This is a genomic window from Seonamhaeicola marinus, from assembly GCF_008085455.1.
This window is the reverse complement of the sequence record NZ_VSDQ01000679.1, coordinates 948,121-972,603: the sequence shown is the minus strand read 5'-3', so window position 1 is coordinate 972,603 and position 24,483 is coordinate 948,121. Positions and strand designations below refer to the sequence as shown.

The window sequence follows — 24,483 nt, the reverse complement described above, 5'->3', positions numbered from 1 at the left end:
ATCATTAATTATCACCAATACAAATAAGTTCTTTCATAGTTCTATGATAAATATGGCCATTGGCAAAACTTAGAGAATTTACGCTCCATGTTTGGCCTCTTTCGCCAAGATCATTAACAGCTACTAGTGCCGATGCGTTAAACGTTTCGGCATTTGCATCAATAACATACACCAATCCTAAAGCATTGGTAAAATAGATATAATTATTAATCATTGTTGGAGAACCTAAAAAGCACTTTTGAAAACCATCACCTCGGGTTCTTGGGTCTCCTGTGTGTAATTGCCCTTGAGCATTTAACCCATCATTTTTTTGAGGCTGACCCCATATAAAATTACCACTGTCATCAATCTCATGTGGTAATTCTATCTGTTCATTTTTTCCAGTAACCATATTATGTCTAGCCATAAATGGCTTGTAGCGCACCATATAAAATAAGTTATCACCATTCATTATATTGCAATGACGTTGATTCTGATGGTGATGAAGTCTTACATTGGATTTGTGCTCATACGTTTCTGTCTGCTTATTAAACACATACTGTTCTGTTAGATTCAATTCCTTTTTTGTCAATTGCTTCCCTGTTTTAGAATCTACAGTTAAATGATGATCTCCTGCAAAAAACCAAGATGTTCTATTGGCATTCCAATGCTGAGTACTTAATGCTCCCCAGCCCGATTCTTTATTTGCTTCTTCAGGTTCCCAATTCCACAGTGCTTTACCTTGTTTTTCTTTTTCCAAACTAATGAGATTTAAGCCAACAGGACGTTCAGGAACACCATGCGGTCCGCCCCTACCTATCATTACGGCGGGTTTTCCATCAAAAGTTTCTCCTAAAACTGGGGTATTATAATGTGTTAATGCTTCTTTTGTTACCCATACACGTTCTCCAGTGCGTTTATTAAAAGCATGCAGGTAATTCCACGTTCCATTTCTAGTTGTGTCTCCTTCTACTGGTGGTTCTACGTTTAAAATTAAATCCTCAAATAAAATGGAATCGAATTGCTTATTAAAAGGTCTTCCTGTTGAAGGTTCCCATGTACGCTCCCAAACTAAATCGCCGTTAATCGTAAAACAAGCCATTCCTCCGCTAGCATTGATACCCCAAACATTTGTTCCATCGGTTATAGGGCATGGTGTTGTGGCATCACTAAAACCATAATTATAGGCACTATGTAATGTTCCTTTTATAGCTTTCTGCCATAACGTTTCTCCTGTATTAGCGTCTATACAAAGTAACAGTATATCTTTACCCGTGGCTCCTCCTCGTTTTAATTTATTTAGTTCCGCCAACTTAGAATTTGCCTGTATTAAATCTTTTGATTTTACGTGAACATAAGCTTTATATAGATTAAGCTTTTTTGAAAATGCTTTACCTTGCTCTGTTTTCCTCATTAAATTATTATAAACGGAAGGCTTTTCTAAATCTGAAACGCTTTGGTAATGTTTATGATTTTTTAGTAGTTCTTTCCAAGCGCTTTCGGGAGCATCCATAGCCTTTTTTAACCCGAGGAATTGCTTATCTTTTTTCAATTTCAAACGATTTACAACCTCGTTAAAAAGCGAATCATAGTACAGTTTTGCCTCCTTATACACTTCTAAAACTTTAGAATATTTTGGTGTATCTACTGGCGGATTAATAGTTAAAAATAATTTATCATCCCAAACGGCTATTCCACTTTGACCACCTTCAGGCAACGTTGTTTTCCACTTAATATTTTCACCTGTTCTAACGGACCATTTAACCGGTACATCTAGGTCCGTCTTTACTTTCCAGCTTCCATCGGGACCGCCTGACATCGGCCACTGATTAATGCTATTTGGGATAGTTACGACAGATTGCTCTTCTTGATTGCAAGAAAAGAATAAAAGACATAAACAAATGAGTTTTCCTAATAGTTTCATGAATGGAGTTTGTACGTATTTTTAATCCGCTTTAGAATATATCTTGTAAACTCTTCTACCATAAATTGCAACAACTAAAAGACATACAAATGATAAAAAGAAGGAATACCTCATCTCAGAAACTCCTAGGAAGCTAGTATCTTCATATCCGCTGCCTCCAAAATCTAATATAGAACCTTGTAATAATGGCATTAAAGCACCTCCCACAATAGACATCACTAAAAACGAAGAACCAAATTTAGCATCTTCTCCTTGTCCATCTAACGCAATTCCATAGATAGTTGGGAACATAATTGAGAAAAATAATGATGTAGCAACTAAAGAATAAATACCCAACATTCCTGGTAAAAAGATGGCTCCTAAAATGGTTGTCATACCACATAAACCAAATATCATTAATAATTTACCAGAATTTATTCTAGCCAATAATACGGTTCCTACTGCTCTTCCAATAAGAGAGAAAATATATCCTGCCAAGCCGTACATTACGGCTGTTTGACTATCAATTCCTAAAGTCTCTGCATATTGATAAACATAAGTCCAACACATTATTTGAGCACCGACATAGAGTCCTTGAGAAATAACACCAAAAGAAAATTTAGGTTGTTTCCATAAACGTTTTACAGATTCTGAAAACTTAACTTTTGCCCCATGGTGCTTACTTTTAGGCATTTTTACTACAGCAATCAAAATAAAAAATACTGCTAAAAAAACACCTAGCGCTACATACGGATCTCTAATAACTTGTAAATCGGAAGTCCTTACAGCTGCTTTTGCTGTTTCAGATAAGGTATCATAAATAGGCGTAACACCATCTTCAGCTAAATTGTCTGATTGTAATGAACCAAGCACAAAATTCTGAGCTATTAGAAGTCCTGCAATGGACCCCATTGGATTAAACATTTGAGCAAAAGTTAAACGTTGCGTTGCTGTTTCTTCTGCTCCCATGGCCAAAATATAGGGATTCGCAGTGGTTTCTAAGAAAGCTAAACCAAATGTTAATATGTACAATGCCGCTAGAAAGAATCCGTAACTTTCCCAAGAGGCTGCTGGATAAAATAATAAAGCTCCAATAGCGTATAATGCCAACCCAATTAAAACACCACTTTTATAGGAATATTTATTCACAAAAAGTGCCGCGGGTATTGCCATAGTAAAATACCCTCCATAAAATGCCAATTGCACAAGCGATGCTTGTTTGTTACTCAATTCTAAAACCTTTTGAAAGCCTCTTACCATAGGATTGGTCATGTCGTTTGCAAAGCCCCATAAGGCAAACAAAGAGGTAATTAGTATAAAGGGTATTAAAAGTTGTTTACTAACAACTGGAATTTTTGATTGCGGTTCCATTTAATCTGATTTTTAGTTTATAATTGGTTAATCTGACTTTTTTACACAAAAAAATACAATGCTAATCTTAAAACATTAAAATTAACATTGTATTGGTTTTATTTTAGATATTTCTTTTATTTCTCTTGTACAATTCTTTTTATTTAATTGAAGACTTTTGGTAAAGGACCTGTACTATCAGCAAAACTATCTACCTTAACTCCCACAGTATTTAACATGCTTACAAATAAATTAGACATATGCACATGTTTTGCATCAAATACCTCATAAGAACCATGCTTAAGTCCCATATGTTTTCCGCCTGCTAGTATTAGAGGTAAATTATTAGCATTATGTGTTGAACTACAAGCACTACCGTAAAGTACAAGGGTGTTATCTAATAAAGAGCCGTGTTCATCATGAGTAGTTTTCATTCTGTCCATAAAGTAAGCAAACTGCTTACTTAGCCATTGGTCATATTTACCCAAACGCTCTTGATAACCAGCCTTTTTATCATGTGTCATACCATGATGTCCGGTTAGATTTAGCGCTAATTTTGGAAAAGCATCTCCAAAACCAAGGCCATCTTCGCGAGCCATCATATAGGTTATTACTCGCGTTAAATCTGTTTCAAACCCTAAAATCATGAGATCCAATGTAGAACGTAAATATGCTTCTGGGTCTACAGTAGCATCGGTATCTAGATTTAATCTAGAGGCATCAAAATCTCTCATAGGTATATCTAACCACTTCTCATTTCTTTTAACTTGCTCTTCTACTTGGTTTAAGGTGGTCATATACTCATCTAGCTTAGATTTATCATTATATCCCAGCCGTTTTTTTAAACTCTTGCTATCCTCTAAAACCAAATCTACAATTTTCTTGTCTTGTTGTAAACTCTTCCTTCTTTCTTTGGTAGTGGCTCCATTATTAGGCGAAAAATAGCGTTCAAAAATTTCTCTTTGACGATGTTCTGAAGGTATCGCTCTTCCGTTAGCATCAAACGATAGTGTAGAGGCTCTAGACTTATAGCCCACACCTCCATCTGTAGACAAGGTTAAATACGGAATTCTTGTATGCCTTCTCAATTTCTGAGCTGCTAGTTGATCTATAGATATGGAATTGTTATAAGTATTACCTCTTAAATCGCCTCCAGTTAGCCAAGTATCTCCTGCAATGTGCCCTAAGACATATCTACTATTTGGATGGCTTAAACCTCCCAAGATGGTCATATCATTTTTGAACGGTGCTAATGGGGCAATTGATTTAGTAAATTGATAATCTGATCCTGTTTTATGTGGAAACCAATTCCATTGACTGTATAGTTCATGATCCGCTCCTGGAACACTTACACCATTTGGAAAATATACAAAACACATACGTTTTGGCTTAGCGGGAACCTCTGCAAACTGACTTAATTTGCCCATACCCATACACTCCATATAAGGCAGCAAAACTGCTGCACCAACACCTTTTATAAAGGTTCTACGGTTTAGATGCCACGATTTTCCCATAATCCAAATGTTTTGAAAATGATTTACTCAGTATTATATGTTTTAAAACCGATTGAAATTTATAGTCATTCTTTTTAACCTCTTCTACTATTCTATCAATCTCTTTATCATCGGCAAAATTAACATCTCTTCCCAGTGCGTAAGCATAAAGGTGCTCTACAACAGATCTTGTAAAGTCGTCTCTTTTCAAAGATAATATATATTCTTTAATCCCTTGAATACCATCAACTTCCGATCCATCTGGTAATTTAGATTTAGAATCTATAGCCTTTCCTTTTGTTTCGGTTATATACCTTCCTACGGCATCATAATTCTCAAATGCCACGCCATACGGATCTATCTTTAAATGACAATCTACACAAGAGGCTTTGTTTCTATGTAATTCCAATTGTTCTTTTAGGGTAAGCTTTTCGAAGCCTGGTGTTTCAGGATCTAATTCTGGGACATTTGGCGGCGGCGGCGGTGGTGGATCTCCTAATATTTTTTCCTTTATCCAAACCGCTCTTTTTATAGGATGTGCTTGTACACCATCTGAATGTCCTGTTAAAAATGCACCCTGAGATAACAAGCCACCGCGATTTTTATCTCTATTAATGGCTACAGGTCTAAATCTTGTTCCTTTAACATCTTTAATGCCATAAAATTCGGCAAGATTCTGATTGAGCATAGCAAAATCTGAGTCAATAAAATTCATTATACTCATGTTTTCTTGAAGTACGTAATGAATAAAATTATAGGTTTCACTAGCCATATCTTCTTTTACAAATCGTGTAAAATCCGGATAAAGCTTTGCGTTAGCAGTCATATTTTCTAAACGATCTACTCGTAACCATTCATATGAGAATGCCTCAATCATTTTTTTAATCTTAGGATGCCCTACCATGCGCTCAATTTCATTGCCTATATTAGCTTTCAATTGTCCTTGCGAAGACAACTCCAAAAGCTTATCATCTGGTGGAGAATTCCATAAAAAGTAGGCCATTTTAGAAGCTAACAGGAACTCATCGGCTTTCACTTCTGGCGTAACCAATTCTGGTTCTAACATATACAAGAAATTAGGAGAACATAGTACAGCTACTAAAACCTCTTTTATGCTTTCTTCAAAAGAATCAAAATTCCATCGGGTATCTTTCCAGAAATTCACATATTTCCCAAGTTCGCCTTCTGCTAAGGGTCTTCTGTAAGCGCGTTCTATGAAACTTCTCAGCACCTCTGTAGCATAAAGCTCTTCATTAGTTTTATTGTCGGATTCAAAAAATATCGACGTATGACTTTTTGGTGGCCAAACTGGATAATAAGGCACTTCTAACTCTACAGATTTCACTTTTAGTGGTGGGCCATTTTCTCCTTTTTTCTTAACTAGGTGGTCATTCCAAAGCCCAACCATTAAGGTATTTGACAGTAATGTGTTTTCTCCTGGATCATAAACAGGTACTGGCAAATTTTCTAGATGCCCATAAAACGCATATGTTTTTAGGCTCCCAGATTCATTCGTAACTTCTTTATTAACATCAAAAGTTCTATAATCCATACCATCATCTGTTCTTGTGGCTACAAAGGTTCTTATAGACGGTGTTAAATGGGCGTATTTCTTCTCATTCTTTTCGGCCTCAGCTTTCAATTCTTCAGTTAAAGTACTCTGACCTTCTTGTAAAGGTGTTACTCTAAGCTCTTTGAAACCTACAAAAAACTTACCTCCTAAAAATGTTTTGTATTTGCCCTTTCTTAAATAAGCCAATGACACGGGTGTTACAATTTCTTCTCTCTCTTTAAGCGATTCGTCTAACTGCAAACGTTCTTGAATCTTATTAAACTTACCTATCCTTAATATGAAAGAAGGCATATCTTCAGTTGGCACATAGGGATGCACTAAATCTATCTGGTAAAACCCATCTTTGGGTATTATAATATCAATATTAGCTGTAGAAAACCCATCTACTTTAACAGGCATAAGCAAACTATCTTTTTCTACAAGATTTTTGTTTCCGTAGGTTGCATTTAAAGCTGTTAAATGCATCATATTTTCCGTTTCCTTTGCTGGTGTATCTTCTCGCAGTTCAATGAGCCCTTCTCTTAGCGCAATGGCATGCCCTTTTGAAGCTTTAACCCTTAAAGCAAAAGGTCCTGTTCTGGGGTAGTTATTTTTTATAAGCACCTTTAAATTTGGTGATGGTCCCTGCCAAGAGCGAGGTGGTACGTCTTTATGTGGTAAGGCGGAATACAAAACCATACCATCATCTTCAATAGAATATCTATCTGAAGCCGAACCACGCATACCAATACCAATCATTTTTTTAATAGCATCTGTAGTATCAATATTTTTTCCATTTTCATCAATGACATCTACAATAAAATTATCGCTTTGAACAGGAGCAGATTGAAATCCGCCAAATTCTGCTGAAGGTGCATTAACCCCTATATTCTTTCCAAAGGTGACCTTGTACTTTTTTGAAACAGGTTTATCGCCTTTAACAATGGCTTTGTCTAAGGCTTCTCTGGCAATTTTTTGATAATAATCGATATGAAGGGTAGACATCTGAAGCACATCTCCATTGTTGGTAAATCCCATTTTTGATTTTCCATCATCTGGAAGCACGTCACCAAAATTAATTGGAAGGTGCAATAACTGACTCAAAGTGTTTGTGTATTGTGCTTTTGTTAATCTTCTAATAGTTGTTTTAGTTTGCCCTTCTTTAGCTTTAACCGCTTTATCTAATCCAGTAGTAATCCAATCTACTACCAATCTGCGTTCATGGTTAGATAGCTGCGGTTTTTTCTTTGGCGGCATTTCTCCAGAGTTAATCATATCTAAAGCGGCATGCCATCGCTCTGCGTCATGTCCGTTAACCATATCCCAATTAAGTCTATCTAAACGCACACTGCCTTTTTGCTTTTTTGGTCCGTGGCAACTTACACAGTATTTATTGATAATCGGTTTTATGTTATTAACATAATTCAATCCTTCTCCAGAGAGTTTATGCGTATTTTCAAACTGAGAAACTATGGCTAATTCTTCTGCTTCTTCCTTTTCTTCAATAAGGGCAACTTCTTTTTCTAGCTCTGGGTTAATTTCATTTAAAGATGTATTAATCCATTTTAAAATGCGCTCGCGGTCTGCAGTACTAAGGGGTTCTTTTTCTTCCGGAGGCATGTTACCTTCTTCTATTTCGGTGTATACCGACTGCCACTTCTTTACATCATCAATATTTGAAAATTTCCAGCCAATATTATCTAAACGCAAATCACCTTTTTGCTTATCATTATTATGGCACTCAAAACAATTCTTATCCATAATAGGATGTATAGAATCTGCAAACATTAGGGCATTGCTATAGGTTTCAGACTTTGCTAACTTTTTTATTTCGGAGATAATAGCGTCATTTTCACTTTCTTTTATTCCGAAGAAAGCCTTCATGTTTTTGGGCATATCTTTGGTAAGGTACCCCGAACCATGGGTAAGCGTTCCTCCATAATGACCAGCTAATGATAAAACAATCACATTGAGTAAAAGCAGACCTCTATAAATTTGAATATGAAGCTTAGATTTAGAAAATGCCCAAAGTCTGTAAACCAGTAACCACACACAAATAAAAGCTGTAATCCAACCTAACCATTTGTGATAGGCTAAGGTTTCTTCATTATAACCACCACTTGAAGCCAAAAAGAAACCAAAAACAGCTGCAGGAATAAAACTTATGGCTGTAAACCACAAAAGTACCTTACCTGCATTTTCTAAATTCAGTTTTGGAGATACTAAACTTACTACTTCTAGAACCAAGACCCCAATTAAAGCCCCAATTGGAACGTGTAACACAAGAGGGTGAAAATTGCCAAAATAGGCAATAAGGTCACTAGTAGTGCCTTCGTTTAATGGGAACATTAAAAGGCTCGCCAAAATAAACGTAAATACAACGGCTATGGAAAGGGTTAATCTCATAAAATTTCTGACTCCAATAAACCATATTCTTTAAGAACTTAAGTTCCTATGGGTAAAGAATATGTACCTATGCATAAAACTACTTAAATACTCCGAAAGTTTTTGTAACATATAATTCAATTTGTATCAAATATGATTCAAATTAAAATAGTGTTACTAAATATAAATCAAGCATTTACAAAGTTTAAACACAGTACTGATACGATGTAAATCTATTGAAAAAACCCATGTAAATATTTTTGCAAAGCTTTTGCACAGCTTTTGCACAACTATATTTCTACTGTTTAGGTTTTAAATTTTTGATTATCAATATAGCGTCGGCCTCATGCCTCCAAGGACGATAATCCCAAAAGCCATATTTATGCGGAAAGATCATTTTTTCTTCTTTTGAGAATTCACCTGTAAGTGTATTAAACCATTGTTTGGTGGCTTTAGAATAATCGAATTCTTGGTCTAAATAGCGTTTAATATCATCTGAATGAATTTCTTTTGGTAAATATTGAAGTACTATACCTTCGGTTTTGTTGGTAAGGTTATAGGATCTTTTGTTATACTTGGTTACTGGCTCAAAGTTTTCAAAATTTAAAGTATCAAAAAGTTTACGCATGTGCTTAAAGTATTCATACTTTGGTTTATAAACACCTTCTGGCTGTTCAAAAGGGTTGTGAATTATAGCATTCCAAGACGCACCCTGCCAATAATATGTAGTGTAGGTTCCTGCAAATAAGCACATGTAGTTTCTTCTTAAACAGGCTTCGGCATTACTATAACCCCCTGGGAAAATTTCATAAGGTGATTCTTCATACCCCCCATGTTCTATATTAAAAACAGGTTTATTTGGAAATAGATTATAGGCACTTAACATACTTTCATGGAGTGACATCTTCCAATCTTGAGTAGAAATAAAATCCACATCTTCTTTATGACTTCTACAGAAACTATAAGCGTGTACCGACAACAAACGGTTATACGAATCTAAATCTCTTGTACGCTCAATACGCTCTTCTATATGCTGCACCACATTTTTATTTTGCGCTACTGCAATCTTATTAGTTGCTTCCTTAGACACATCCCAAATGATATTGGGAAACGCTTGGTATCTTTTTATTATATGATCATAATACATATTATCGGCATCAGAACCCGCTTTAGGCCATGCTACACGTTTGTTCCAAACATAAATCATTAGGTGACTTATAATTTCATGCTGGTGCATTTGTGCTACAACTTTATCAAAATGTTTAAAGAAGTTGATATTGATAGAACTGTAGTCGGGATTACTATTAGAGCCCAAAAACGGATAAATATCTTCGCGTTCTCCATAATCGTGTTCTGGGTGTTTTGGTAGGTTTTTATCTCTTACCCAATCAAAATCTAATCCGTAAGCATATACATTCATAACGATTTGATTGAATCCATTTTCATTTAACAGCCCCAATAAATGCTTTGTTTTAGGTAGATCTTCATTTCCCCAATCTAGGGCATATAACCAATCGCACTCAAAAGCTAAATTGAAATAATGCGAACCATCTTCATAAAAGAAGTGTCGGGGATTTTCTTTTTTTAAAACAATACCACCATGACGGTCTTTTTTCTGGTTTTCTGTTATTGTAATCCTTCCTTTTTTGCCTTTTAAGCCTTTAATATTAGATTGAATTACAAAGGACTTCTTACCTATTTTGGCACTAGAATATCTAAACACCCATTGATTACCCCCGTTATAAAAAAGAGGTACTTTTTGCTCACCTTCTCCCGATGTTACCACCGCAAACACCTTTTCTTTAAAAGGTGTTTCAATACTTTGTCTTGCCGTATATATTAAATCATTAACCTCCCACTGCTGAGATGTAATTGATTTTGGGCTTTTCCAGACTTTAATTTGGGCAAAGCCTAATTGCCCTATAAAAATTAATAAAATAAGTGTTCTTAATGCTTTCATTAGTTGGTTCCTAAATATTTAACGTAGGTGTAGTATACACCATATTTCTTTTTTCCTTCAATAAAATCTGTGATTAAAAGTGTTTTTCCTTCTTGAAGATTTACTTCAAAGGTTACTGCTTCTTGGTTGGGCTGGATTTCTTTTTCAATCATTTGGTTAGCAATACTAATTCTAACCTTATTGGGGCTAATCCTTTTATAATCGTATAAATCTTTAGGATTTTCTTTTGGAACACCTAGAATAGGTCCCGAACATTCCTTAGGCCATCGCATACAGGAGATAAGATACGTTCCTGTACTTTCGATTCTTAGGGCATGCGTGTTATTTGGATTTTTCATTCCTGCAGATACCTGCTCTGGTTTCCAAATCCCACCGCCTTCTCCTATGGCATGTTGAATGGTTAGCTTAATCTCATTTTGTGCCGCATTACCAACCACTTGCATTGGTAACTCATGGTACACTTTATTCTTTTTTGTTGCTGCTATAAATTTTGAATTTTCTAATAACAGTTCTTTAACCAACTCCGGATACTCACTAGACAAATCATGCTTTTGTTTAGGATCATCTACAATATCATAGAGTTGTTTTCCATTAATTAAGCGCCACTGGTTTTTCATAATACAAGTGCCCCAAACTGGTTCTGGCTGTCTCCAGTCTTGTCGGTGATGCACAAAAACACTTCTTTCTGGAATTTTGGTATTTATATTGTTTAATACTGGCGAAAAATCTATACCATCTAACTGTTTTTCTTCTGGCATATCTAAATTACACATGGCGGCCAAAGTTGGCAATAGGTCTACATGAGCCACTAGATCATTTATATCTTTACCTCCTTTTATATTTCCATTGGGCCAACGTATAAAAAAGGGCACTACATGACCTCCTTCTAACTTAGATCCTTTAATACCCTCGAAACCTTTGTTATATCCTAATTTCCCATCAGGGCTATAACCAAATCGGGTTCCGTTGTCACTCATGTATATAAGAATGGTATTATCTAACAGCTCTTTTTTCTTTAAAAACTTATAGAATCGTCCAAAGTTTTCGTCAATATTAGCAATCATACCATAGAGGTTGGCATCAATAATTTTATCTCCTTCTAAATGTTTATAAGGTGCGGCATATTTTTCATCTACTATTAGAGGATCGTGTGGCGCGTTGGTGGGTAAGTACACAAAAAATGGTTCTTCCTTATTCTTGTCTATAAACTTCATGGTTTCATTAAACCAAACATCTGTGCAGTACCCTTCAAATTGTTTAGGCTCATTATTCACATAATACACATCATTAAAATAGCTGTTACCCCAATAATCTGAGAGTTCACCAACACCACCAGCCAAATGATGAATTGCCTCGTCAAAGCCACAGTCTGTAGGCCTTGTTGGGTAATTATCTCCTAGGTGCCATTTACCAAAGAGCCCTGTTTTGTAACCGTTTTGTTTAAAAACATCGGCTATTGTAGTAACACCCTCAGATAAGGCATCTCTTCCCTTAAATGTAGCCCAAGCACCATTGTTTATTGGATATTGGCCTGTCATAATTGCTGCCCGTGTAGGCGTGCATAAAGGGCTAACATGAAAATCGGTCATTCTTACTGACTTCCTATAAAAAGCGTCTAAATTAGGCGTTTTCAACCAAGGGTTTCCATGGCAGGATAAATCTCCTACACCTTGATCATCGGTTAAAATTAGAATAACATTAGGTTTCTCAATAGGTTGAGAAAAAACAATTGTAGATAAAAAGCAAAAAAATAGTAATAATTTTCTCTTCATTAAAAATCTTTTAAAAACTCTAAAATTAGCTTATTTTAATTTTATTCGCCCCTCAAAACTGTTAATGCATATGTTTTCTACAGAAAGTATCTTATACAAATTATATACTTTTTGATTTTAATAATGATATTGCCCTTAATAATCTAAACCTTTTGAGCTCCTATCTACTGATTTTAACCAGGTTTTAAGCTGAAGTTTCATTTGAGTTACCAATTCTGGATGGTTTGCCGCTATATTTTTTTCTTCCTTTTCATCGCGCAATAGATGATATAACTCGTAGGTATTTCCATTATCTTTAGATATTAATTTGTACTGCTGATTAACCCAAGATATTTGGTTTTTAAAAATGAAGCCCATAGGTTTTTCTCGTATGGCATCGGCATTTTCTAAAAACGGCATAATATCTATTCCATCTAGCGGACGGTTATCAGGATACTTACTGTTTAATATCTTTAAAATAGTTGGTAAGTAATCGCTTGTAAAAGCAGGAAAATAAGACCTTTGCTCGCCTTTTAATTTATTCTTCCAAACCACAAAAGCAGGCGTTCTTAGTCCGCCTTCATGCAAACTACGTTTTCGTTCTCTAAATGCGCCGGCACTCCCTGGTGTTTTATTTTCTGGACCGTTATCACTACAAAACCAAATCATGGTATTGTTAGATATTCCGAGTTGATCAAGAGTTTTCCATAGGCGACCAATTTGTTCATCCATTGCGGTAATGCTTCCATAATACAATTGCTGTTGCAAGGTAAGTCCTGCATATTTACGCATAAACTTTTTGTTAGCTACAACAGGTAAATGTGGTGTATGCGGCCAAATTGTGGTAAAAAATGGAGTTTTATTTTCTACAGATTTCTTAATAAATGGAATAACTCTATCCATAATAATCCTTGTATCCTCACCTTCTAGATTTTCTTTTACTTTTTGATTAGATTCCGTCCAATATGCTGTTCCGTAGTTTTTAATTGATTCACTATTATCTACTGCTGTCCAGCCAAACCTTAAAGATTCTTCTTCTTGAAACTTTTCTGGTTTTATCATAGGATCATAAGTAGGCACCTTAGATTCTGTACAGAAATACTCATCATAGCCATGCATTGCTGGAACACTATAATCCTTAAAGAATTTTTCACGTCCACCTCTATTCGCGTCCAATTCCTTTTTAGTTAGAACACCCAAGTGCCATTTCCCAAAATGTCCTGTTGCATATCCGCTTTGTTTTACTAATTCAGCAATGGTTATTTCTTGTTTTTTCATATGGCCAGAATTGGCCGATGGAATTCCCATTCTCAAAGGGCTTCTACCCGTAATAACACTTGCCCTTGTAGGCGAACAAACGGCTGATGCCGAATAGAATCTATCTAAAACAATTCCTTGTTTTGCAATAGCATCTAAATTAGGCGTTTTTAGTGTTAGGTTACCATTAAAGCCAGCATCAAACCAACCTTGGTCATCCGTCATAATAAGAATTATATTTGGCTTTTCACTGTTTTGGGCGAATGGGATAAACCAATTAAAAAAACATAAACCAATTAAAATCTTTAGAGGGGTATTTTTCATTTAGTTTTACGCTTTAATTAATATGTTTTTAAAGGTTGTTTCCGTAATTCCATCCTTCTCGAGGTTCCATTCCTTTAATAAATTGATTTAATTCTGGTCTATTAGTAATTCCTTTTTTTGGATGCCATTCTATCTTTCCTCCAACTTTTGAAGCTAATACTCCAAGTAGCATCATTACAGTAAATGGGGCTGCATAATCAAAATTTGCTCCTGGTTCAGGACCTTCTCCTTTTATAGCTCTAATCCATTCTACAAATGGACCTCCCTTAACTCTTGGATACTTTTCCTTTGGAAATCCTTCGGCTTCAAAAGCCATCATATCTTCTTTATTTACCAATTTTGGATTATTAGATCTATGGTCTGTAAAACAGATATTCTTTTCGCCGTAATAAAGTGTTCCTCCCGACGGAAGTTTTTTACTCCAAGTCCATTTTTTTGGTGTTGCTGGCTTAAATTTATCAGAATTACCATTATACCAATAAAAAGTACAAGGTGCTTTACTTCCTCGTCTTTTAAATTCCCAACGTACTCTACTGGCATCTGGACACATCCAAGTGTTACCTCCAATTTTTTCTTCGAGCTCTACAATTACAGGCTCATATAAATCCAGAATAAATACAGGTGCGTCTGCAATATGTGGCATCCAATCACCAAACATGCCATTACCGAATTGATTATAGGACCTCCAACTTTTTGGATGGTAAAATTTATGAAACGATGTATCAGCTGGTCTTGGTCCAAGCCATAAATCCCAATTCAATTCTTTAGGAACTGGATGTTCTTCTGGCGGAAATGAAGTCATTTTATGCCAATATCCCCATTTACCTGGAAATGATGTCTCAAATGTTGGACCTGATTTCCAAGAATGAACCTCATTTATTTGTCCAAAAACATCGGCCTCATACCATTCTTTCATTTGTCTTATCCCATCATAGGTATGTCCTTGTACAGCCATATTTGTAACTACACCATACTTAGCTTTCGCTTTTTGAAGCGTTTGTGCTTCCCATATACTATGCGTTAATGGTTTTTGGGTACATACATGCTTTCCCATTTCCATAGCATGCATAGTTGCGGCAAAATGCGTATGATCTGGCGTATTAATGCAAACGGCATCAATTTGTTTATCCATTTTATCTAGCATTTCCCTAAAATCCTCAAACCTTTTGGCTTTGGCTATTTCTGGAAACTTAGATACTTGTTGCCCAAACATTCTACTATCTACATCGGCCAAAGCAACGATATTTTCTCCTTTACAACCAGAGTATGCCATTCCCGCAATATTACCAGCCCCAATCATAGCAATATTTAACCTATTATTTGCTGATGTTCCTAACTTACCAATGCTAAATGTTGGCAGTATAACAGCTCCAGCACTTGCCTTTGCTGTATTCTTTATAAACTGTCTTCTCTTCACTAGGTAATATTTTAGTTGGTTAAAAAGCCTTTATCTATTTGATTAAGTGCTTTTTTGAATTTTTGGACCTGCCTTGGATGTTCTTCTGCTATATTCTTTGTTTCATTTGGGTCTTTAGCATGATCAAAAAGCATTAGTTCTTCTTTTCCGTCTTTCTTAAAAATTGCCATTCTATAACGACTATCTCTCATGCTAATAATATTGCGCCAATAGCTATGGACTATATCTTTTCCTTTTGCCTTTGGGTTTTCAAGGATGGGAATCATACTTTGTCCATCTAAACCAATAGGTTTTTTAACACCTGCCAGATCGCATATTGTTGGGTAAATATCTACGGAAGCAACTAACGCATCTGTTGATACTCCTGGTTTCTTTATATTAGGTGTTTTAATAAGAAATGTACTTTTTAAAGCGCGCTCAAAAGAGCTGTGTTTTCCCCAGATAGTATGATCTCCTAAATGCCAACCATGGTCTCCCCAAACTATAATAATGGTGTTTTTATCTAATCCTAAATCTTTTAGCTTATTTAAAACTTTACCTACCTGTACATCTGTATATGACACCGATGCGTAGTATGCATGCCGAACATTTTTAGCATATGCATTTGATAATCGCTTTCCTGCACCACCTTTTTCAGGATGTTCGTATTGCCCAAAAAACTCACCACTATCATGAAGAAATACATTGCTAACATTTTCAGGTAAATCTGGATTAGGAGATAGTTTTATATCATCATGATTATATAAATCCCAATACTTCTTTGGGGCACAAAACGGTAAGTGCGGTTTAAAAAAACCTACTGCCATAAAAAAAGGCTTGTCGTTTTTGGCTAAACGTTCTAATGTTTTAACCGCATCGTTTGCTAACATGCCGTCTGGATATTGTTCATCTTTAACATTTAAGAACTCATATGGCTGTCGTTCTCCCTTACCTCTTGTTCGTCCGTTTGCATAGGCATGTAATAGTCCTTGTTTCCATGGGTTATTAGGATCGTAAACGAACTCATCCCAACTATTAGGCAACTCCAGTTTACCTTTATAATATCCACTAGCGTTGTGGCTTATTTTACCCATACCCACAGTATAATACCCATTTCTCTTTAAATGATGAACAAACGTTTCGGGATACTCAGATTCTGGTTTTCCAGTCAATTGTTTGGCTAAATGGGAATGAGAAATATCACTAACTTTTTTTAGGTTTTGACCTGTGAGCATGCAGGCTCTAGATGGGCCGCAAGTTGGCACCTGAACGAAATGATTGTTAAATAATCTGCCTTGAGAAGCTAAGGCGTCTAAATTAGGCGTTATCAATTGACTGTTTCCGTAAGCGCCTAATTCGGTTCTTAAATCATCAATACTTATAAATAAAATATTTGGTTGGTTAACCTTTTGACCGTAGGTAGTAAGGAAAACGATTGATACAATTCCTAAAACAACTAGTCTTCTTTTTAAATGCATATTCAGTATTAGTTTTTCTTTTTGGCGGTTTTTACTCTCACACTTTCAACAAGTTCTAAGTAGCTCTTATTTCGTCTTTCAAAATCATAATTATCAAAAATAGTTCCATTGCCAAACATTCTAGGGTCACCTTGCCTTTTAAGTTTAGCAAAGAGCTCATTTTTCAGGCGCTTCTTGATTTTTACAAAATCTGTATTTTCCGCTAGATTATGAAGACATTCTGGATCCTTAGTTATATGATATAGTTCTTCCTGAGGCCTTTTGCCATAACACAAATCATATATAAAAGTTCCAGGCTTAGCTTCTAATGTCTTGGTTTTTGTTGGACTCCAATCGGTATCTCTATACCCTGTTCGCGGTTCTCCACATGGCCATCGATTGGGTTCAAAATTATACATATACACGTACTCACCTCTATGTATGCTACGTACTGGATACCCCCATCCATTCTGTCTTACACAATCATTGCGTTCTCTTCCAGTTATAACGTAATCTCTTTTCTTTGATTTATTGCTAAATATATCAAAAAGACTTTTACCTTCTATTGGTTGCAAGGCCGTTTCTTTCTGATTTATACCTGCTACCTCCAAAAATGTAGGTGCTAAATCTATAAAACTCGTAAACTCATTAACTTCTCTTCCTGAGTTATTTATCTTTTCTGGCCAATTAACTATAAACGGCACTCTAGTTGCAAACTCATGCGGATGTCCTTTATATCTTGGAAAAGGCATGGCATTATCTGAAGTTACAATAATTATTGTATTGTTTAATTCTCCAATTTCAGCAAGATGTTCAATAATATTACCTAAATGGGTGTCGAAGTATTCTACCTCAACAGCATAGTCTAGAATATCATGTTTTACGGCTTCAGATTCTCCCCAGAAGGTAGGCAAGAAATCTAAATCTTCTAACTTTTTTCCACTTTTAACACCAGATTTAAACTCGTATCCACGGTGAGGCTCTTTACAGCCATACCAAAAAAAGAAAGGTTCTTCTTCTGGCTTTTCATTCATAAATTGTTTGAAGTTTCCAGTATAATCAAATTTGTGAATACCTTTTGCAGGAACCGATTCTAATTGCAATTGGTTATAAGGCTTACCTGTTAAATTCCTTCCTTTAGGATGAATTCCAGGATTCCACCCTTTTCCGGTAAAACCTGTAAAATAGCCATTATCTGTTAACACTTCTACCACGCTTTTGTACTTAACAGGCCACGTTGGTTGATGATTGGCAGCTTCTTCTAATTGCCATGGATTTCTACCAGTTAAAATAACGGCTCTAGATGGTGCACACTTACTACTAGGTGTATACATCCTATTAAACTTTAATCCCGTTTTAGCCAGTTTATCAACATTAGGTGTTTTAAGAAATTTATAACCATATGCACTTGCGTGAGACATATCATCTGCAATTGCAAAAAGGATGTTAGGCCTTTTTTGACCATTGCACACATTGGATATGAATAGCACGGCAAAACAGGATAAAAGTTTAAGGTTTTTCATTTTTGAATTATAGCATTATTGTCTTTCAACTTTAAGCACGTAAGCAAAATCACAAGGTTTATCTTTTGGAAATTGTACTGTAAGGCTTTGTGCATTTTGTTGCCATTTTAGTTTAGCGCTACTTCCCAAGAGACTTATGTCTTTTATTTCTCTTGGGTATAACTTACCATCATACCCAAAGGCATTAATTTCTAAATCATCTTCTGGCCAATCTAAAACAATAGCATAAAGTACTCCATCTTTTTGGGTAAATCGGATATCTTCCGAAGTGTATTTTGGGATGTCTTCTCCTTTATTCTTGCCTTGTCCGTGATGCCCAACATTTTTAATAAATGCAGGTCCTTCTCCATAAATGGTCCAAGGTGTTGTTCCGTAAATGGCTTCTCCGTTTAGTTTTAACCAGTCGCCTATTTTATATAATTCTTCTTTAACATTTTCTGCAAAAGCACCATCTGCCTTAGGAGGGACATTTAATAAAATACGGCCATTTTTCGAAGTAATATCGGCAAGCATGTCTACTATTATATTAGCATCTTTAATGTAGTTTTTCGGGTTATAAAACCATACCGTTGGCCAAGTAATATGTTGTTGCATGTTAATATCTGCCATCCAAGGATCAAATTGTAAACCATCTAGGTTTCCGTTTTCTATATCCCTCATGGCTACTCCTGGTGGTATATCAAAACTCTTATACACAAACTCCACCTCTTTACCCCATTTTTTAGCTGCATTAAAATAGCCGCTTATGTAGTCTTTTTGAATACTTTCGGGCATACCGTCTATATAAAGTTCTTTCTCCGATGCCGCAATTTTACCATCTTTTAATTGTTTTCTAAGTTCTGGTCCTACTGTACCTCCAAAACCAACATCTACCCAAACCATGTCTGGTTCATATAACTCATACCCTTCTTTCATTCTGTCTAACCAACCCTTAAGATATTCTGAAGTATAACGTCCTTCTTTACCATGAACTCCAGAAACATTACCATCTCTTCTTTTATAACTCCCTTTGGGATCTAAATAAGTAGTGTTTGTTTTGCTCATTGGCCCCCACAATGTTGAACTATGGAAAGATGCCATAAGCTTCATATCCGTCTTTCTGATTTCTTTAGCCAGTTCTCCATAAATATCAATTTTTGGTCCTTTTTGTACCGTGTTCCAATCGGTAATTTTACTATCCCAGTTCAAACAACCGTTTACATGCCATGCTACAGGACCTGCAAATTGGGCGCCTGCCTTTTCAAACAGATCTACCCATTCTTTAGCGTTAAATTTTTCTCCTTTCCAATTTAGGATGGCTTCATCATCGGGCATATCGTTCTGCCCCATTTCTAGTTTTACTGATTGCGCTCCCCAATGAGAATAAATACCAAATTTGGCATCTAGCATCCATTGTGGGGTATCGTGTTTTTGAAGTGAATTCCAATTTGCCGTGTAGCGTTCCTTTTCTTGTTTTTCTTCAGTAGCTACTTGTTTTGTTTCTTGTTTACAGCCGGACAGCATCAGCAAGAGGAAACCGATTAACAATACATTTTGTGTCATTTTATTTAGTTTGGTTTACATCAATAAAAACAGTTTCTTCTCGTTTATCTTCTGCTTTTAAATTGAAGGTTATATTTTTTGTTTCTAAGGCTTCTATATGACGGGCATAAATACCATAAGCTGGAACTGCACCTAATTTTGTAAATTCAGGATATTGTGTCTCATTCTCTGGAACAACAATTTTAGCATCTTCTTCTGTTCCACCACCGGGTAGTGTAACATAAATGTTTTCAAACTTTATTTGTCCTATTTTATGATTTGGTGTTCCTGTAAAAAAGAACCCAGATGTTGGTTTTAACCTACAATCTTTTAGGTCTCTAACAGTAGCTTTAATATTGCTTATGGTTACATTATTTATGGAACCAACAGGTTTTTTAGGGGCACCTCTATAGGTAAGACCACGCTCTCCTAAACGCACAAAAATGGGCATTTCTACATTTTCCATTTCAATATTATCAATCACTATATTATTTATGTTTGCGCCATCAACACTTAGCACTTTAATGCCTCCTCCTTTGGTATCATGAATAAAGCAATCTTTAATCGTGATATCTTTAAAGTCTCCCATAGATTCTGTACCAAATTTAATGGCTCCCCAATGACTTTTTAGCTTACAGTTTTCTACTAAAACATTAGCCGAAGGTTTAGGACTTGTGGCTTTAAAACAAATGGCATCGTCACCAGAATCTATTGTACAATTCTTAATAATCCCTTCAACACTAGAGTCTATATCTATAGCATCGTTATTTCTATTGGCATGACTATGAATATCAATGCCATCTACCTCAAAACCTTTGCATTGATAAAAGTGAAGTGTCCAAGCGGCTGGTTGACGTAAATGAATGTCTTTTAGTTTTACATTTTTAGCTCTAACCATTCTAATTAAAAATGGACGGTTTGAATATCTTATGTTGTTGTTTACATATTTATTCCCTTCTGAAATTATTTTTTTGAAATCAGGAATTTTAATTTCAATTCCGAGCTCCTTAATGGTTTTTTTCACATTCTTAGGTGTAAACATTTCACCTTGTCCATTAATGGTTCCCTTACCTGTTATAGCCACATTTTCTACGTCTATAGCACCAATAAAACACTGCCCTCTAAATTGCCCAGTAGCATCTATAAATGGATCTACCACCGGATAATCATTTGGGTTAACGCTTCCTAATAGAACTGTATTTTCGGTGACTTTTAAAGTCACATTATCTTTTAGTAACAACGTTCCTGAAATAAAAGTTTGTCCGCTAACAATCACTGTACCTCCTCCTGCTTCGTTACAGGCATCAATCGCTTTTTGAATTGCTTTGGTATTTATGGTTTTATTATCATCAACCGCCCCATAATCTTTAACATTCCATTCTGTTTGTTTTTTACAGGAGATGCTAACCAACAACAGCATCAAAGCGCCTATTTTTAATATATTTTTCCTCATAATCTAATCTACTTTTTGAAGTTTTCCGTTAGCCTTTATCTTATTGAATTTTACTTTAGATGTGTTTTTAACAGCTATAACAGGGGTAGATTTTGCGTTTAGATCTAAAGACATGTTTTTTAGACTGCTGTTATGAACATCATCAAGAACAATGGCGGATCTATCATCTGCTCCTCTTAGTTCAAATGTTACATTGTTCATTTTTAAACCTTTTACATGGCGTACATACATGCCGTAACTTGGCAGCACTCCAAAAAACAATTGCTCTGGGTAACGTGCTTCATCTTCGGCTATAACATTGTTTTTTGCTCCTGTTTTTCCAAAACCGGAGTATGAAAAATGAATATTTTCCATGGTTACATTTTCAATATAATGCCCTGGTAATCCTGTAAACATAATGCCTTCGGTAGGCGGATCTATCCTTCCTGTTAATCTAGCTTCTATATTTCTGAATGTAATATTTCGAATTTTCCCTACAGGGCGTCCTTCTGGTTTTACATCAGTTTTATATACCTGTTTAATGGATTTTGAATAATCTCGCCCGCGATTGCCTAACCTTAAGAATATTGGACCTCCACAGTTAAACATTTTAATGTTTTCAAAAAGAACATCTTCCAGTATCGCGCCATCTACCGCTAATAGTTTTATGGTTCCGTGACGACTATCGAAAAACTGAGAATTGGTTACTCTTACATTTCTAAATCCGGATTTTGATGCCGTTCCAAATTTTACAGATGCCCAATAACTGCTCACGGTACAGTTATCTACAAAAATATTTTCGGTGATTTTATCTACACTACTTTTTAAACAAATGGCATCATCTTCAACTTGTAAATTGGTATCTGTTATCCATACATTAGAGCAGCCATCGTAGTTCATGCCATCATTATTACGGTTCTCCTTGTTGTAAACGTGGCACTTATTAATATAAATAGAATCGCACTCTCTAAAATACATACACCAAGACCCTGAATTTTTAATAATAGCTTCTTCAAACCTTATGTTTTTACATTCTTCAATTCTGAATAATTTAGGCCGTTCATGACTGTGCTTAAACATATATCCTTTACCATTTATTTCTGACCGTGGATGTCCAATTATGGTAATATTTTCTTCTCCTTTTGCGTAAAATAAACATTTGGAAAAGTGTGGCTCTTCTGTAGCAATTGGAACTTCAGAATAATCTTTAAGATCTGAGCTTCCAAATAGTTCGGTACCAGATTCTAATTTAAAGGTGATATTACTTTTTAAAAACAAAGTTCCTGTAACGTAAGTTCCTTTTGGAATTATTACGGTTCCTCCTACTTTATGAGCTTCGTCTATAGCTTTTTGAATTGCTTTTGTGCTTAATGCTTTGTGAGACTTTTTAGCCCCATAATCTAGAATATTAAATTCCTGGGCGTTCAAACTTAAACTAAGAAGAAACGCCAAACACAAGGTTATTTTTAGTTTCATGATTTTAGTTTGAAGTATTGTAATATTCCCAAAAATCGACCTTCACTAACTCATCATGAGATTTGTCTTTTAATTCGATGGCCTTTTGCCTCATTTCGTTTCTCATTTGGGCGACTCTTTCTGCATATTCCGGAAAATCGGCCAAATTGAAGGTTTCCCAAGGGTCTTTTGTAACATTGAATAGTTGCGTTACTCTTGATCCTGAAACAATATCGCCTCGTTTTCTATCTTTGTCTGGAGCTCTTACATATTCTATAAGTTTATAATCTCCTTTACGATATGCTCTTTGATGCTGACGATAGGCATGATAGGTATAGTCTCTTACCCCTTCTTTTTCATAATTTATAATTGGCAATAAGCTTTTACCCGATGCGGACTCTGGAGTTTTGATTCCAATCATATCGCAAAGTGTTGGTAAAATATCATAATTATAGCAAAAGGCATCCTCTCTTCTACCTTTATTTGCTTCTTCTACTAAACCTCCTGAAAGAATAAAAGGTATATGGATACCGTCTTCATCATATATATTTTGTTTTCCTAATAGACCATGATTACCAACTGCTAAACCACTATCTCCTGCCATAACAATAATTGTATTTTCATATTGTCCGCTATCCTTTAAAGCTTTAATTACTCGTCCTATTTGCGCATCTAAATGACTAATAATCGCATAGTAATCTGATAAATGTTGCTTTGCTATTTCATTAGTTCTAGGCCATTCTGCAAGTAACTCATCACGCAATACAATATGCCCGTTATCAAAAGGGTGTTGCGGCATATACGAAGGTGGTAAAGCAATATCAGCTTCGGGGTACATGTCTTTGTATTTTTTAGGAGCCTGACGTGGATCATGAGGTGTTGGGAATGCCAAATAATGGAAGAAAGGTTTCTTCTGCTTATATTCCGAAATAAACTTAACGCTAGCGTCTGCTAATACTTCAGACACATGTGGCCCGGTTTTTTCCGTTCCTGTGGGACCTCGTTTATCATCTTTTGTTAATGGACGACTCACAACTTCGCCTTTGTCATTATATTCCAATAGGTAACAGTGCTCTCTTTTATAATTACCATTTGGTTCCCAATCGTGATAAGGCATTCTAAACTGATCTGTTAAATATGCTGGCTTTCCAGAAACTTTTGCACCATCATTAAATGAACGTGCCAAAGATTTCATGTCTTGATGCCATTTACCAACATGGTAAGCATAGTAACCTTCTTTCATGAACATCTCGCCCATAGTTGTATGCGTATCTGGAATATCAAAACCTCTTCCTTTTAATTGAAACAAATTTCGCCCTGTAAGTAACATGGCTCTACTAGGTACGCAGGTTGCACCAGAAAAAGCGCCCATTAAATAGGCTTTAGTGAATGTGATACCATTATGTGCCAAATCATCGAGATTTGGCGTTAATACGGCTTGACCTCCAAGTGCATGAACACCTGTATACCTATGGTCATCGGTATAAATTACTAAAACATTTGGCTTCTTTTTTCTTTGAGCTTGTAGTTGAAACGTCATTAATCCTAACAAGCAAAAAGCTATTAAATTTTTCATCTTATTTAGTTAATATTAAATGTGCTTTTAAAATTATGATTCAACGATAAAAACAACTAAAAAACGGATACATTATAACTACATTAGCCATACACAGCACTACATTTTAACTACACGCCACTAATGCACACCTACTCAAAACCCCTTAATAACCATATGTTTAGATAAA

Annotated in this window: 14 protein-coding genes; all 14 read right to left on the bottom strand. The window is 35.6% G+C overall.

Annotated elements, in window-relative coordinates; genetic code table 11:
• Positions 1-4: 4 nt before the first annotated feature.
• Positions 5-1,903, bottom strand: coding sequence for a PQQ-binding-like beta-propeller repeat protein (locus FUA24_RS15205; protein ID WP_148543815.1), 1,899 nt, complete (start codon positions 1,901-1,903; stop codon positions 5-7).
• Positions 1,904-1,924: 21 nt separating this feature from the next.
• Positions 1,925-3,253 carry an L-fucose:H+ symporter permease gene (gene fucP / locus FUA24_RS15200; RefSeq protein WP_148543813.1) on the bottom strand — a complete coding sequence of 443 codons (1,329 nt, stop codon included), beginning with the start codon at positions 3,251-3,253 and terminating at the stop codon, positions 1,925-1,927.
• Between the two features lie 143 nt (positions 3,254-3,396).
• Positions 3,397-4,746 (bottom strand): DUF1552 domain-containing protein, encoded by a 1,350-nt coding sequence (locus tag FUA24_RS15195; RefSeq protein ID WP_148543811.1) that lies wholly within the window; start codon positions 4,744-4,746, stop codon positions 3,397-3,399.
• On the bottom strand, positions 4,718-8,683 hold the full coding sequence (locus FUA24_RS15190) for a DUF1592 domain-containing protein (RefSeq protein WP_148543809.1): 3,966 nt from the start codon (positions 8,681-8,683) through the stop codon (positions 4,718-4,720). Before FUA24_RS15190 ends, FUA24_RS15195 begins: the two co-directional genes overlap by 29 nt.
• Positions 8,684-8,960: 277 nt before the next feature.
• Positions 8,961-10,622, bottom strand: a complete 1,662-nt coding sequence (locus FUA24_RS15185) for an apiosidase-like domain-containing protein (protein WP_148543807.1) — start codon at positions 10,620-10,622, stop codon at positions 8,961-8,963.
• Positions 10,622-12,394, bottom strand: a complete 1,773-nt coding sequence (locus tag FUA24_RS15180) for an arylsulfatase (RefSeq protein ID WP_148543804.1) — start codon at positions 12,392-12,394, stop codon at positions 10,622-10,624. The genes FUA24_RS15185 and FUA24_RS15180 overlap by 1 nt, the downstream gene beginning before the upstream one ends.
• Positions 12,395-12,529: 135 nt before the next feature.
• Positions 12,530-13,954: a sulfatase family protein gene (locus FUA24_RS15175; RefSeq protein WP_148543802.1), complete on the bottom strand. Its 1,425-nt coding sequence runs from the start codon at positions 13,952-13,954 to the stop codon at positions 12,530-12,532.
• 28 nt (positions 13,955-13,982) lie between these two features.
• Complete coding sequence (locus tag FUA24_RS15170; protein WP_148543800.1) at positions 13,983-15,371, bottom strand: Gfo/Idh/MocA family protein; 1,389 nt, start codon at positions 15,369-15,371, stop codon at positions 13,983-13,985.
• Positions 15,372-15,382: 11 nt separating this feature from the next.
• On the bottom strand, positions 15,383-16,828 hold the full coding sequence (locus FUA24_RS15165; protein ID WP_148543798.1) for a sulfatase: 1,446 nt from the start codon (positions 16,826-16,828) through the stop codon (positions 15,383-15,385).
• An 8-nt stretch (positions 16,829-16,836) separates the two neighbouring features.
• Positions 16,837-18,330, bottom strand: a complete 1,494-nt coding sequence (locus tag FUA24_RS15160; RefSeq protein WP_148543796.1) for a sulfatase family protein — start codon at positions 18,328-18,330, stop codon at positions 16,837-16,839.
• A gap of 15 nt (positions 18,331-18,345) precedes the next feature.
• A complete protein-coding gene (locus FUA24_RS15155) occupies positions 18,346-19,872 on the bottom strand; it encodes an alpha-L-fucosidase (RefSeq protein ID WP_148543794.1) in 1,527 nt (508 codons plus the stop codon).
• 1 nt (position 19,873) lies between these two features.
• Positions 19,874-21,304, bottom strand: coding sequence for a glycoside hydrolase family 28 protein (locus FUA24_RS15150; RefSeq protein ID WP_148543792.1), 1,431 nt, complete (start codon positions 21,302-21,304; stop codon positions 19,874-19,876).
• A 3-nt stretch (positions 21,305-21,307) separates the two neighbouring features.
• The gene (locus tag FUA24_RS15145; protein ID WP_148543790.1) at positions 21,308-22,759 is read right to left on the bottom strand and encodes a glycoside hydrolase family 28 protein; all 1,452 of its coding nucleotides are present in this window, start codon (positions 22,757-22,759) and stop codon (positions 21,308-21,310) included.
• A gap of 4 nt (positions 22,760-22,763) precedes the next feature.
• Positions 22,764-24,314: a sulfatase-like hydrolase/transferase gene (locus FUA24_RS15140; RefSeq protein WP_148543788.1), complete on the bottom strand. Its 1,551-nt coding sequence runs from the start codon at positions 24,312-24,314 to the stop codon at positions 22,764-22,766.
• Positions 24,315-24,483: the final 169 nt, after the last annotated feature.

Bases quoted from the DNA above. Each gene is read 5' to 3' on its own strand.
- FUA24_RS15205 (WP_148543815.1), bottom strand. From the start codon at position 1,903: ATGAAACTATTAGGAAAACTCATTTGTTTATGTCTTTTATTCTTTTCT.
- fucP (WP_148543813.1), bottom strand. From the start codon at position 3,253: ATGGAACCGCAATCAAAAATTCCAGTTGTTAGTAAACAACTTTTAATA.
- FUA24_RS15160 (WP_148543796.1), bottom strand. From the start codon at position 18,330: ATGAAAAACCTTAAACTTTTATCCTGTTTTGCCGTGCTATTCATATCC.
- FUA24_RS15155 (WP_148543794.1), bottom strand. From the start codon at position 19,872: ATGACACAAAATGTATTGTTAATCGGTTTCCTCTTGCTGATGCTGTCC.
- FUA24_RS15175 (WP_148543802.1), bottom strand. From the start codon at position 13,954: ATGAAAAATACCCCTCTAAAGATTTTAATTGGTTTATGTTTTTTTAAT.
- FUA24_RS15150 (WP_148543792.1), bottom strand. From the start codon at position 21,304: ATGAGGAAAAATATATTAAAAATAGGCGCTTTGATGCTGTTGTTGGTT.
- FUA24_RS15195 (WP_148543811.1), bottom strand. From the start codon at position 4,746: ATGGGAAAATCGTGGCATCTAAACCGTAGAACCTTTATAAAAGGTGTT.
- FUA24_RS15145 (WP_148543790.1), bottom strand. From the start codon at position 22,759: ATGAAACTAAAAATAACCTTGTGTTTGGCGTTTCTTCTTAGTTTAAGT.
- FUA24_RS15185 (WP_148543807.1), bottom strand. From the start codon at position 10,622: ATGAAAGCATTAAGAACACTTATTTTATTAATTTTTATAGGGCAATTA.
- FUA24_RS15180 (WP_148543804.1), bottom strand. From the start codon at position 12,394: ATGAAGAGAAAATTATTACTATTTTTTTGCTTTTTATCTACAATTGTT.
- FUA24_RS15190 (WP_148543809.1), bottom strand. From the start codon at position 8,683: ATGAGATTAACCCTTTCCATAGCCGTTGTATTTACGTTTATTTTGGCG.
- FUA24_RS15165 (WP_148543798.1), bottom strand. From the start codon at position 16,828: ATGCATTTAAAAAGAAGACTAGTTGTTTTAGGAATTGTATCAATCGTT.
- FUA24_RS15140 (WP_148543788.1), bottom strand. From the start codon at position 24,314: ATGAAAAATTTAATAGCTTTTTGCTTGTTAGGATTAATGACGTTTCAA.